Here is a 12,464-nt window from a genome sequence, read left to right as displayed (position 1 = left end):
TCGCCAGATCAACGAAAAGGCCGGGGAAACCCGGCCTTTTTTGTGTCTGCCGTTCAGGCCTTGAACTTGGAGTAGTCGGGGAAGTGCTTCTCGAACTTCGCCGGCCAGTTCTTGAGTTTGGCGCGACCCTTCTGCCATTCGCCGGCAAAGCGCAGTTCGATATAGCGCAGCACCGCCGCCAGCGCGAAATGGCCGGCGTGCAGCTTGGCCCCGGTCTTCGGCAGGTTGGCATTCAGGTAGTCGAGGCTGCGTTCGACCTTTTCCCATTGCCGATCGATCCAGGGCTGATGCACCTTTTCCGGCGGATGCGAGCGCTTCTCGTAGACGATCGCCAGCAGGCTGTCGCAGACACCGTCGCAGAGCGCTTCGAGCAGTTCAACGTCGGTGCGCTTGCCGGCATTCCTCGGGTAGAGCTTGCCCTTGGTTTCCCGGTCGATGAAATGCATGATCGTGCGGCTGTCGTAGAGCGCCCGTCCGTCGCCGAGGATCAGCGTCGGGATCTTGCCGAGCGGATTGTTGTCGATCAGTTCCGGCGGGTTGGCATTGGTGTCGGTCAGCACGCTTTCGGCCGCATAGCCGGCATAGTGCGCCGCCATGCGAACCTTGTTCGAATAGGGCGAGGCGGGCGAGTACAGGATCTTCATCGAACGACTTCTTTCCAGGATTGTTTCTGAACCAGCATATTCACGCCCCATCCGGCCGACTAGGGCGCCGGGGGCAACGACACGGTGTCCTTTCGGCACGCCTGGCGATCGACCGCCGGGCAGGCGCGGAAATTGAGCGACTTGTCGAAACAGACCCGGACCTCCTCGAGCCGATTGCCTTCACAGGTCACGGCGACCGCATCCTTCGTCATTCCAGGGTTTTTCGCGACGAGCGCGTCTTCGATTGCGGCGACACGCAGACCTTTTTCCTGTCGGGCCGGTGCGAGCTCCGCCGGCAGCGTCAACCGGTCCCGAGCCGCGCGCGTCACGGCGAAGTAGTCCTCCTGGCTGAGGCCGGAGCAGGTTCCGTGCTTGCGCCATTGGTGGCCGATCAGGCCCATGGAGGGAATGAGGTCGAGATATTGCCTGCCGAGCGAAGAGGGCACGCGATCGGACTGTCGCGTCGGGCAGAAGTCCGGATAGCCGCGTTCGTTCTGCGGCCAGAGGCCATGCACGATCAGGCCGCGATTGCGGCCGACTTCGCATTGGCTCGATTTCCCGTTCGGATCATTGTCGCCGCACCAGGTCGGCGACCAGGAGAGCGAGAGCACGTAGAAATCAAAGCCGCTGCCGACCGGCACCGTAATGGCCGCTTTCGTGGCCTGCGCTCCCGGCGCCGTCGGTGCCTTTTCAGTGTTCTGATCGCTGCAGGCGGCGACGCCCGCCGCAACGAAAAGCGCCGGCAGAAGCCGGCGCACATTCCGGAATGTTTTCATGATTAGCGGAGCGAGGCGCAGTACGCGCCGTAGACATACCATGGGTCAAGGCCGCCGACGCAGAATTCGATGCTTCTGCCGACACCGGCAAAGCCCCACGGGCGTTCGATGAGGTAGTAGAGAGCGCGCTGCTCGCCGTCGGTCATGACGGCGGTCGCGTAGCAGTATTCGCGCTCGACCAGATGCGTCTCGTCGCGGAACTCCTGGCGGTTCTGCCCCATGTTGCGAATTTCGGCGATCGACAGATTGGCGTGCAGGTAATTTGCATCCCGATACTCAAAGCGGGAGGTGATGAAGCCGAGAACGGAGGCTTCGCTGCAGACCCCTGCATTGTAGGACTGTGCCCCACCGTTGCCGATATAGTCGGCGGCAACGGCGCCCGGCGCCGTGGCGCCGGCGAGGGAAAGCGAAATGAGAAGCGTGGCGGCGAGCGTGCGAGTCATGGGCGTCTCCCTATGTCGTCACACGAGATTGCGGTGCGTCGCGCCCGTCCGTCAAGCCCCTCGGGTTGCCTGTTCTTCTCCGCGCAGCCAGAAGCAGCGGCTGGACGCGAAACGATCCTGGCCCAGCCGGGTTTTCAGGAACGGCAGGAGCAGGTCGAGTTCGCTCTTCAGCGTGAACGGCGGATTGACGATGATGAGGCCGGAGCCGGAAAGCCCTGTGGTTTCGCGGTCGCTTCTGACCGACAGTTCGGCGCAGAGCATCTTCGGAATATCCAGCGCCTTCAGCGCCTCGTGGAAGGCCTTGATCGGTGCGCCCTGCTTCAAGGGATACCATAGGCAATAGACGCCGCTGGCAAAGCGGCGATAGCCGCGCGCAAGCCCATCGGCGAGGCGGTCGTATTCGCCCTCTTTCTCGAAGGGTGGGTCGACGAGGATAAGCCCGCGCTTCTCCTTCGGCGGCAGGTGTGCGCCGAGCGCCAGCCAGCCGTCGAGCTCGGTGATGCGGCTCTGAAAATCGCCGTCGAAGAGCCGGTGCAGGGTTTCGTAGTCGTCCGGATGCAGCTCCATCGCCGAAAGCCGGTCCTGCGGGCGAAAGAGCATGCGCGCAAGCTTCGGCGAGCCGGGATAGAGCGTCAGCTCGGCGCCGGGGTTCAGCGTGCGGATGGAGGAAAGGTAGGGAGCGAGGATCGCCGCGATCTCTGGCGGCAGTTCACCGTCAAGGAGCCGGCCGACGCCGTCGCGCCATTCGCCGGTCTTCTGCGCCTCTTCGCTGGAGAGGTCGTAGAGCCCGATGCCCGCATGGGTATCGAGCACGCGGAACGCCTTCTCCTTCTGCTGGAGATAGGTGACGAGCCGCGCCAGCACCGCGTGCTTGAGGACGTCGGCGAAATTGCCCGCGTGGTAGATATGCCGATAGTTCATGAGCGCCGCCGATGGCTGTGATCAATAGTTGCGATGGGTGGGCGATTGGCTCTTTGAGCCGAATTGCCGATGCCATATAGAAAAGCCATGAACGTTGCGACCCCCATCAATGCACAAAAATCGATCGGTCATTCGGTCTGTCCGCATGACTGTCCCTCCGCATGCGCGCTCGAAGTCGACCTGACCGCCGAAGGGCGGATCGGTCGTGTGCGCGGCGCCGCCGCCAATACCTACACCGCCGGCGTCATCTGCGCCAAGGTGGCGCGCTATTCCGAGCGCATCTATCATCCGGGCCGTCTGATGGTGCCGCAGCGCCGCAAGGGTGCCAAGGGCGAGGGCGCCTGGCAGGACGTGAGCTGGGAAGCGGCGCTCGACGAGATCGCCGATCAGTTCATTCGTGCCGAGCAGAAGCACGGCGCAGAGGCCATCTGGCCGTATTTCTATGCCGGCACCATGGGGCAGGTGCAGCGGGACTCGATCGATCGGCTGCGCCACGCCAAGCGCTATTCGGGCTTCTTCGGCTCGATCTGCACCAACATGGCCTGGACCGGTTTCACCATGGCGACCGGCACCTTGCGCGGCCCCGACCCGCGCGAGATGGCCAAGGCCGATTGCGTCGTCATCTGGGGTACGAACGCGGTCGCGACCCAGGTCAACGTGATGACCCATGCGGTGAAAGCCCGCAAGGACCACGGCGCCAAGATCGTCGTCATCGACATCTACGACAACCCGACGGTCAAGCAGGCCGACATGGGCCTCGTGCTGAAGCCGGGCACCGATGCGGCGCTCGCCTGTGCCGTGATGCATATCGCCTTTCGGGACGGCTATGCCGACCGGGCCTACATGGCAAAATTCGCCGACGATCCTGCCGGCCTCGAAGCGCATCTGAAGTCGCGCGGGCCGGAATGGGCGTCGGCCATAACAGGCCTTTCTGTTGATGAAATCGAAGCTTTCGCGAAGCTCGTCGGCACGACGCCGCGCACCTACTTCCGCCTCGGCTACGGTTTTACCCGCCAGCGTAACGGTTCGGTCGCGATCCATGCTGCCGCTTCCGTCGCGACCGTACTCGGCTCCTGGAAACACGAAGGCGGCGGCGCCTTCCACTCCAACAACGACATCTTCAAGCTCGACAAGCGCGAGCTCATCGGCTCGGCCTTCCATGATCCCGATGTCCGCATGCTCGACCAGTCGCAGATCGGCCGCGTGCTGACCGGCGACGCCGAGGCCTTGCGCCACCGCGGGCCGGTAACGGCGATGCTGATCCAGAACACCAACCCGGTGAACGTCGCGCCGGAACAGCGGCTGGTGAAGCGTGGCTTCCTGCGCGACGATCTTTTCGTCGCCGTGCACGAGCAGTTCATGACCGACACGGCCGCTGTCGCCGATATCGTGCTGCCGGCCACCATGTTCCTGGAACATGACGATCTCTATCGCGGCGGCGGCCACCAGCACATCCTGATCGGCCCCAAGGTCGTGGAGCCGCCCTCGACCGTGCGCACCAATCTCTTCGTCATCGAGGAACTGGCCAGGCGCCTGGGCGTTGCCGATCATGCCGGTTTCGGCCTGACGGAGCGTGAGCATATCGACCGGCTGCTTGCCAATTACAGCATCGGCTACGAGGAGATGAGACAAGAAAAGTGGCTCGACTGTCAGCCGGCCTTTGAAGATGCACACTACCTCAAGGGTTTCGGCCACCCTGACGGCAAGTTCCGCTTCAAAGCGGACTGGACCGGGACGCCGGCGCCGAACCGGCCGCCGAAGTCGATGGGCATTCAGGGGCCGCACCAGGCGCTGCCGGAGTTTCCTGATCATGTCGACCTGATCGAAGTCGCGGACGCGAAGCATCCGTTCCGGCTCGCAACCTCTCCGGCCCGTTCTTTCCTCAACTCGACCTTTGCCGAGACGCCATCCTCGATCCAGAAGGAAGTGCGCCCGGAAGTCATGATCCATGCCGAAGATGCCGAAGCACTCGGGATAGCCGATGGCGACATCGTCCAGCTCGGCAACGAACGCGGCGAAGTGCGTCTGCATGCGAAGATCGGCGGCGGAGCGCGGCGCGGCGTGGTCATAGCCGAGGGGCTGTGGCCGAACGGCGCCCATCTCGACGGCGAGGGTATCAATGTGCTCACCGGTGCCGATGCCGTGGCGCCCTATGGCGGCGCTGCCTTCCACGACAACAGGGTTTGGGTAAGGTTGGCGCGCTAAATCAGGTTGTTCAACGGCAGACGGAACTTTCCATGGGCGGCGATCACCACCACGCAGATGTCGCGAGCACGCCGGTGTCCAGGCTCTGGGCCTCGCTTGGCCTGACCGGCGGTTTCATGCTGGCCGAGGTCATAGGCGGCATCCTGACCGGCAGCCTGGCGCTGATATCCGATGCGATGCACATGCTGACCGATACGGCAGCCCTCGCGATCGCCCTCGTCGCCATTCATGTCGGCCGTCGCCCGTCGGACCTTTTGCGCACCTACGGCTATGCGCGTTTCGAGATCCTCGCTGCCGCCTTCAACGCGCTGCTCCTGCTTGGTGTTGCCTTCTATATCCTCTACGAGGCCTGGAAACGCCTGTCCGAGCCGCAGGAAATCCAGTCCGGCGGCATGCTGGTGATCGCCGTCATCGGCTTGCTCGTCAATCTCGCCTCCATGCGGCTGCTGACCGGCCACAAGGACGAGAGCCTCAACGTCAAGGGCGCCTATCTCGAGGTCTGGTCGGACATGCTGGGATCGCTCGCCGTCATCGTCGGCGCAGTGGTCATCTGGGCGACCGGCTGGCAATGGGTCGATTCGCTGCTCGCCGTCGGCATCGGCTTCATGGTTTTCCCGCGCACCTGGGTGCTGCTCAAGGAATGCGTCAACATTCTGCTTGAAGGCGTGCCGCCGGGCATGCGCCTTGCCGATGTGCAGGCGACGATCGCCGCCGTTCCCGGTGTCGCCTCCGTGCACGACCTGCACCTCTGGGCGATTACCCAGAGCCAGCCGTCGCTGACCGCCCATGCGGTGCTTGCCGATGGCGCGGATGCCGAGACGGTGCGCCGGGCGATCGAGGAACGGTTGCGCGAGAGCTTCGACCTGCATCACACGACGCTGCAAATGGAGCGGGAAGACCGCTCGGCAACGGAACATGGCCATTGATGGCTGAAATGGCGGGATCGTATTCGCCGGAGAAGGAAGTTGCATGACCACCCACCATGACCCACGCGTCAGGATCGTCGGCCGCCGCACCCTGTGGAAGGGTTTCGCGCACCTGGAGGAGGTGACGTTCGAGCAGAAGATGTCCGATGGCGCGACCGTGACGCTGAAGCGGGAGATCCACGATCATGGCAATGCGGCGACCATCCTGCTCGTCGACGCCAAACGGCAAAGCGTCATCCTGGTGCGACAGTTCCGCCTCCCAGTCCTGCTCCAGGACGACCCGGCCTATCTGATCGAGGCGGCCGCCGGGCTCCTCGACGGCGATACCCCGGAAGAGGCGATTTGCCGCGAGGCGCTGGAGGAAACCGGCTACCACGTCGAAGATGTCATCCACATTTTCGATGTCTATATGAGCCCGGGCGCGCTGACCGAGCGCACGAGCTTCTTTGCCGGCCACATCGACGCCACCGAGAAGCGCGGTGACGGTGGAGGGCTCGCGCATGAGGGCGAAGACATCGAAGTTCTGGAAATCCCCTTCGACGAAGCCGTCGCTATGATTGCGACCGGCGAGATCTGCGATGCCAAGACGATCATGCTCTTGCAGTGGGCGCAACTCAACCGGCAGCAGCTGTTTGCCTAAGCAGTTGTTTTGTAAGAGTATAATTTATTACGGATATTTCACTTTTTGATCCGCATCGGGTAAGCTAAAGCGCTGATGTCCTCATTATCGACATGGGCGCTTCATGACATCCTCCCTACCGGAACGTGCAACCGACGACGTGCAGCAGGCGGAGGGAGGCTGGATCTCCTTCCTGCGCCGCAATCGCCGCTATCTCTCGGCTGCCGGTACGCTCTTCGTGATCGCGCTTTTCGGCTTTGCGATCTTTCACCTGACGTCCGAAGTTCAGTACGACGAAGTCGTTCAGGCATTGGCGGATACCAGCTGGACCTCGGTGGCGGCAGCGGTGTTCTTCACCGCATTGAGCTTCCTCGCGCTCACCTTCTATGACGTCAGCGCGCTCGACTATGTCAGGCGAAAGCTTCCCTATGCCGATGTGGCGCTGACGGCGGCCTCGGCCTATGCGGTCGGCAACACGGCCGGGTTCGGGGCGCTCAGCGGCGGCGCCATCCGCTACCGCTCCTATTCGCGCCTCGGCATCGAACCTGAAAACATCGCCCGGATCATCGCCTTCGTGACGCTCGCCTTCGGGCTCGGGCTTTTGACGGTGACCTGCCTCAGCCTGCTTGCAGTCGGCGAGTATGTGGCGCCGATGACCGGGATGGATCCCCTGGTGTTGCGCGTGATCGCGGCCGTGATCCTCGGCGGTCTGTTCACCGTGTTCTTCCTTGCCCGTGACGGGCGGGAGGTCAGCGTCGGTCGCCTGACGCTTCGGCTCCCGGATTCGCGCACCGTTTCGCGCCAGTTCCTGGTGACGGCGCTCGATCTCGCCGCTTCGGCAACGGTCCTCTACGTGCTTCTGCCCGCCGGCACGATCGGCTGGCCGGCCTTCCTCGCGGTCTATTCGCTCGCCGTCGGCGTCGGCGTCCTCAGCCACGTTCCGGCCGGACTGGGCGTCTTCGAGACGATCATCATCGCGACGCTCGGCCATAACGCCGATGTCGACACCATTCTCGGCGCGCTGGTGCTCTACCGTGTCATCTACCACGTGCTGCCGCTGGTGATCGCGATCGCCGTCGTCATCGGCATCGAGCTCCGGCAGCTCTCCGGTCATCCCGTCGCCTCCAGCGTGCGGCGTATCGGCGGCCGCATGACGCCGCTGCTTTTGGCGACACTCGGCATCGTGCTGGCGATCATGCTGGTTCTTTCGAGCGTGACGCCGACGCCGGACGAGAACCTTGCGTTCCTCGAAGGCCTACTGCCCCTGCCGATCGTCGAAGGCGCCCATTTCCTCGCAAGCCTGCTCGGCCTTGCTCTCGTCGTCGTCTCGCGCGGGCTGGCGCTCAGGCTCGACGGCGCCTGGTGGGCCTCGATCGTGATCGCGATCGCTGCGCTGCTCTTGTCGCTGATCAAGGCGATCGCCGTGGTGGAAGCGGGCATGCTTGCCTTCTTCCTGTTGGGGCTCGTCGTCAGCCGCCGCCTGTTCGTGCGCCCGGCCTCTCTCTTCGGGCAGGCCTTGACGGTGCCGTGGCTGACGGCGCTCGGCGTCATCTGCCTTGGCGCGCTGATCGTGCTGCTCTTCGTCTACCGCGATGTCGAATACAGCCACGAACTCTGGTGGCAGTTCGAATTCTCCGCCGAGGCGCCGCGCGGCCTGCGTGCCCTTCTGGGTGTGACGATCGGGGCGAGCATGCTCGCCATCTGGAGCCTGATGCGTCCGGCGACCGGAATGGCCGAGCCTGCCTCCGACGACGCGATGGAGAGGGCGCTGGCCATCGTCGAGGCGCAGGACATGTCCGATGCCAATCTGGTGCGCATGGGCGACAAGAGCCTGCTGTTTTCCGCCGACGGCCGCGCCTTCATCATGTACGGCCAGCGCGCCCGCTCGTGGATTGCGCTCTTCGATCCCGTCGGCCCGATCGATGCCTGGCCGGAACTCATCTGGCACTTCATCGAGAGGGCGCGCGCGGCCGGCTGCCGGGCGGTCTTCTACCAGGTTTCCCCCCAGGGCCTTGCATACTATGCCGATGCCGGACTACGGGCCTTCCGGCTCGGCGAACTCGCGCGGGTCGATCTTGCGCGCTTCGAGATGAAAGGGGGCAAGTGGGCAAACCTGCGCCAGCAGGTGAGCCGCGCCCAACGTGATGGTCTCGAGTTCCGGGTCGTGCCGCCCGAAAGCGTTGCCGGCGTCATGGATGATCTGACGGCGGTCTCCGATGCCTGGCTCGCGCATCACAATGCCAAGGAGAAAGGCTTCTCGCTCGGCGCTTTCGATCCGGACTATCTGGCCGAGCAGCCGGTCGCGATCCTCACCTGCAATGGCCGCATCGTCGCCTTCACCAACATTCTCGTGACCGGGACGAAGGAGGAGGGGACCGTCGACCTGATGCGCTTCTCCCCGGACGCGCCGAAGGGCGCCATGGATTTCCTCTTCGCCCAGGTGATGGAGTACCTGAAGGCGGAAGGCTTCCGCGCCTTCAACCTCGGCATGGCTCCACTTTCGGGCATGTCGACGCGCCAGATCGCGCCGGTGTGGGACCGGGCCGGCCGCACCTTCTTCGAACACGGCGAGCGCTTCTACAATTTCAAAGGGTTGCGCGCCTTCAAGTCGAAGTTTCATCCGCAATGGCAACCGCGCTATCTTGTCGCCAGCGGCGGCATCAATCCGATCCTCGCCCTGATGGATGCAACATTCCTGATCGGCGGCGGTCTCAAGGGAGTGGTGAAGAAATGATCCGTGTCGCGAACGCCTGGAGATGCCTTGTGTCGGCGGCGCTGCTGCTCTCGGCTTCCATTCTTCCCGCCGCCGCAGAAGACGCGCCGAAGAGCTATGACACCGGGATGATCCCGTCTCCGCGCATCATGGCTCCGAAGGAAAAGGCGGCGGCACTCGTCGTACTGCTGTCGGACGCCGACGGCTGGACGGACAAGGAACAGACGGTCGCCGATACACTTACTGGCGACAAGACCGTCGTCATCGGCATCGATCTCAAGGCCTATCTCGCCTCGCTCGCCAAGGATGACGGCGATTGCATCTACATGGTCTCGGACATCGAGTCGCTCAGCCAGCAGGTACAGCGGGCGGTTGGCACGGACGCCTATCAGCTCCCTGTTGTCGCGGGCGTCGGTGCCGGGGGCGCACTGGCCCTCGCAATCGCCGCCCAGACGCCGCCGGCAACCATCGGCCAGACGCTGGCGGTCGACCCGGAGGAGGGGATCGCCCTTGAGAAACAGCTCTGCACCCCGGCCGAAAAGGTGAAAAAGGGCGACCGCATGGTCTATGGCCTGACCGACGGCGCCTTGCCGGACCCTGTCTCGGTCGTCTTCTCGCCTCGGGCATCGGTGGACGGGCGGGCGCATGTGGCAGCACTCGTCGCAAAACATACGGATATCAGCCAAGAAGACAGCGACGATGACGCCTACACGACGCTGTCCGACCATCTCACCGATATCATCGACAGCGAGAACGACGCTGGCAATCCCTTCGGCCTGCCCTTGACCATCCTCGAGGCGAAGCCGACGCGCGATACGATGGCGGTGATCTATTCGGGCGACGGCGGCTGGCGCGACATCGACAAGCAGGTCGGCGACGTGCTGCAGCAGCAGGGCGTCCCGGTCGTCGGCTTTGATTCCCTGCATTACTTCTGGTCGGAGCGCGATCCCCAGGCAACCGCGGACGACCTTGCCAAGGTGATGAGCTACTATCGCAAGCACTGGAACGTGCGCAACGTGCTCCTGATCGGCTATTCCTTCGGAGCGGACATCCTGCCGCGAACCTTCAACCTGCTGCCGGCAGGCGAAAAGGCCCATGTTCGCCAGGTGACCTTGATGGCCCTGTCGCACATGGTCGATTACAAGGTCTCGGTGCTGGGCTGGCTCGGGGCTGCGGGCGACGGCAAGGGCGGCGATCCGCTCGACGACATCAGGCGCATCGATCCGGCGCTCGTGCAATGCATCTACGGCACGGACGAAGAGGATGATGCCTGCCCCGAACTGAAGGGCACCGGCATCGACGTCATCGGCATCGATGGCGGCCACCACTTCGACGAGGACTATCCGGCGCTGACACGGCGCGTGCTCGACGCGCTCGACCGGCGATTGGCGTCAGCGAAGTAGGAGCTTGGGGCGCGGCGGGGTGTCGCCGTGCAGGGCGGGATGCAATCAGAGCGCCGGCGAAACCAGCGTAGCCGTTACTTCGCCGGTGACAACACTCACCGCGCGGCCACCTTCCATGCGCACCTTGCCCTCGGCCATCAGCCTTAGCGCCATCGGATAGGTGCGGTGCTCGACGGTCAGCACGCGTGCTGCAAGGCTGTCTGACGTGTCGCCGGGCAGAACCGGGACCACTGCCTGCGCCAGGATCGGGCCCTCGTCCATGCCTTCGGTGACGAAATGCACCGTGCAGCCGGCAACCTTCATGCCAGCATCGATCGCGCGCTGATGGGTGTGCAGACCCGGAAAGAGCGGCAGCAGTGACGGATGGATGTTGAGGATACGTCCTTCATGGCGCTGGATGAAGGTTGCCGAAAGCAGCCGCATGTAGCCGGCAAGGCAGATGATATCCGGCGACAGGCGGTCGAGCTCGGCGAGGATCGCCGCCTCGTGGGCGTCCTTGCTGTCGAAATCCTTGCGCAGGAAAGCGCGGGTGGGGATGCCGAGCGCTTCCGCTTTCGCGAGGCCTCCGGCATCCGCCTTGTCGGCGATGACGGCGACGATCTCGGCCGGGAAATCCGGCACTGCCGCCGCTTTTGCGAGCGCCAGCATGTTGGAGCCGCCGCCAGAGATGAAGACGACGACCCGCTTCCTGCCCGTCGAGACCTCGGTCGTCATAGGGCGAGGTTGCCCTTGTAGATCGTGCCGGCGGCACCTTCGGCGCGTGCGACCATGCGGCCGAGCGCAAAGACGGTCTCGCCTTCGCCGGTCAGCACTGCCGAAACCTCCGCGGCCTTGTCGGCCGGGACGACGACGATCATGCCGACGCCGCAGTTGAAGGTGCGCAGCATTTCATTGGCGGCAACGCCGCCGGTCTGGGCGAGCCAGGAGAACACCTTCGGCGCCTTGATCGCATCGAGGTCGATCTCTGCGGCGAGGTGCTTCGGCAGCACGCGCGGAATGTTCTCGGGGAAACCGCCGCCGGTGATGTGGGCGAGCGCCTTGATCGACCCGGTCTGACGGATCGCCTTGAGCAGCGGCTTCACATAGATGCGCGTCGGTGTCATCAGCAGGTCGGCGAGCGTGCCTTCGCCAAAGGGAGCAGGGGCGTCCCAGGCAAGGCCCGAAAGCGTGACGATCTTGCGCACGAGCGAATAGCCGTTGGAATGAACGCCGGACGAGGCAAGGCCGAGAATGACGTCGCCTTCCTTGATGTCGCCGGCCGGCAGCAGCTGCCCGCGTTCGGCTGCGCCGACGGCGAAGCCCGCGAGGTCATAGTCGCCGCCCGAATACATGCCGGGCATCTCGGCGGTCTCGCCGCCGATCAGCGCGCAACCGGATTCACGGCAGCCCGCCGCGATGCCGGCGACGATCGCAGCACCCTGATCCGGGTCGAGCTTGCCGGTCGCAAAATAGTCGAGGAAGAAGAGTGGCTCGGCGCCCTGGACGACGAGGTCGTTGACGCACATGGCGACGAGGTCGATGCCGACCGTGTCGTGCTTGTTGGCGTCGATCGCGATCTTCAGCTTGGTACCGACGCCGTCATTGGCGGCAACGAGAACCGGGTCGGTGAAGCCCGCAGCCTTCAGGTCGAAGAGGCCGCCGAAACCGCCGATCTCGCCGTCGGCACCGGGGCGCCGAGTCGAGCGCACATGCGGCTTGATCTTCTCGACCATCAGGTTACCGGCGTCGATATCCACGCCCGCGTCGCTATAGGTGAGACCGTTCTTTCCCGACTGGCTCATGCTCGTTCTCCAAGGCTCGTCGTGCGACAGATA

The 12,464-nt window shown here is 64.1% G+C and carries 11 protein-coding genes; 5 read left to right on the top strand and 6 right to left on the bottom strand.

Annotated elements, in window-relative coordinates; genetic code table 11:
* Window positions 1–53: 53 nt before the first annotated feature.
* Genes C1A35_RS18880 through C1A35_RS18865 form a run of 4 tightly spaced genes read right to left on the bottom strand, consistent with a single transcriptional unit; the run spans window position 54 to window position 2,784 of the window.
* Window positions 54–644 (bottom strand): glutathione S-transferase, encoded by a 591-nt coding sequence (locus C1A35_RS18880; RefSeq protein WP_104665793.1) that lies wholly within the window; start codon window positions 642–644, stop codon window positions 54–56.
* Window positions 645–703: 59 nt separating this feature from the next.
* On the bottom strand, window positions 704–1,420 hold the full coding sequence (locus C1A35_RS18875; protein ID WP_104665792.1) for a ribonuclease T2 family protein: 717 nt from the start codon (window positions 1,418–1,420) through the stop codon (window positions 704–706).
* A 2-nt stretch (window positions 1,421–1,422) separates the two neighbouring features.
* Window positions 1,423–1,863, bottom strand: coding sequence for a hypothetical protein (locus tag C1A35_RS18870; protein WP_104665791.1), 441 nt, complete (start codon window positions 1,861–1,863; stop codon window positions 1,423–1,425).
* A 51-nt stretch (window positions 1,864–1,914) separates the two neighbouring features.
* Window positions 1,915–2,784 carry a 23S rRNA (adenine(2030)-N(6))-methyltransferase RlmJ gene (locus C1A35_RS18865; RefSeq protein ID WP_104665790.1) on the bottom strand — a complete coding sequence of 290 codons (870 nt, stop codon included), beginning with the start codon at window positions 2,782–2,784 and terminating at the stop codon, window positions 1,915–1,917.
* A gap of 69 nt (window positions 2,785–2,853) precedes the next feature.
* Here C1A35_RS18865 and C1A35_RS18860 point away from each other — a divergent pair, with 69 nt between their 5' ends.
* The 5 genes from C1A35_RS18860 (at window position 2,854) to C1A35_RS18840 (ending at window position 10,650) form a co-directional block, all read left to right on the top strand.
* Window positions 2,854–4,989 carry a molybdopterin-containing oxidoreductase family protein gene (locus C1A35_RS18860; RefSeq protein WP_104665789.1) on the top strand — a complete coding sequence of 712 codons (2,136 nt, stop codon included), beginning with the start codon at window positions 2,854–2,856 and terminating at the stop codon, window positions 4,987–4,989.
* Window positions 4,990–5,021: 32 nt separating this feature from the next.
* Complete coding sequence (locus C1A35_RS18855; protein WP_104665788.1) at window positions 5,022–5,915, top strand: cation diffusion facilitator family transporter; 894 nt, start codon at window positions 5,022–5,024, stop codon at window positions 5,913–5,915.
* A gap of 43 nt (window positions 5,916–5,958) precedes the next feature.
* Window positions 5,959–6,555 carry an NUDIX domain-containing protein gene (locus C1A35_RS18850; RefSeq protein ID WP_104665787.1) on the top strand — a complete coding sequence of 199 codons (597 nt, stop codon included), beginning with the start codon at window positions 5,959–5,961 and terminating at the stop codon, window positions 6,553–6,555.
* 103 nt (window positions 6,556–6,658) lie between these two features.
* On the top strand, window positions 6,659–9,268 hold the full coding sequence (gene mprF / locus C1A35_RS18845; protein WP_104665786.1) for a bifunctional lysylphosphatidylglycerol flippase/synthetase MprF: 2,610 nt from the start codon (window positions 6,659–6,661) through the stop codon (window positions 9,266–9,268).
* On the top strand, window positions 9,265–10,650 hold the full coding sequence (locus C1A35_RS18840) for a virulence factor family protein (protein ID WP_104665785.1): 1,386 nt from the start codon (window positions 9,265–9,267) through the stop codon (window positions 10,648–10,650). The genes mprF and C1A35_RS18840 overlap by 4 nt, the downstream gene beginning before the upstream one ends.
* A gap of 45 nt (window positions 10,651–10,695) precedes the next feature.
* Here C1A35_RS18840 and purN read toward each other — a convergent pair whose 3' ends face one another.
* Both purN and purM read right to left on the bottom strand, forming a co-directional pair.
* Window positions 10,696–11,364, bottom strand: coding sequence for a phosphoribosylglycinamide formyltransferase (gene purN / locus C1A35_RS18835; RefSeq protein ID WP_104665784.1), 669 nt, complete (start codon window positions 11,362–11,364; stop codon window positions 10,696–10,698).
* On the bottom strand, window positions 11,361–12,431 hold the full coding sequence (purM, locus tag C1A35_RS18830; RefSeq protein WP_104665783.1) for a phosphoribosylformylglycinamidine cyclo-ligase: 1,071 nt from the start codon (window positions 12,429–12,431) through the stop codon (window positions 11,361–11,363). Before purM ends, purN begins: the two co-directional genes overlap by 4 nt.
* Window positions 12,432–12,464 lie beyond the last annotated feature (33 nt).

The sequence above is a fragment of the Ensifer adhaerens genome (assembly GCF_002940685.1).
Lineage (GTDB): Bacteria > Pseudomonadota > Alphaproteobacteria > Rhizobiales > Rhizobiaceae > Ensifer > Ensifer adhaerens_E.
Note: the sequence above shows the minus strand (reverse complement) of the source record. Positions and strands in the feature narration are given on the sequence as shown.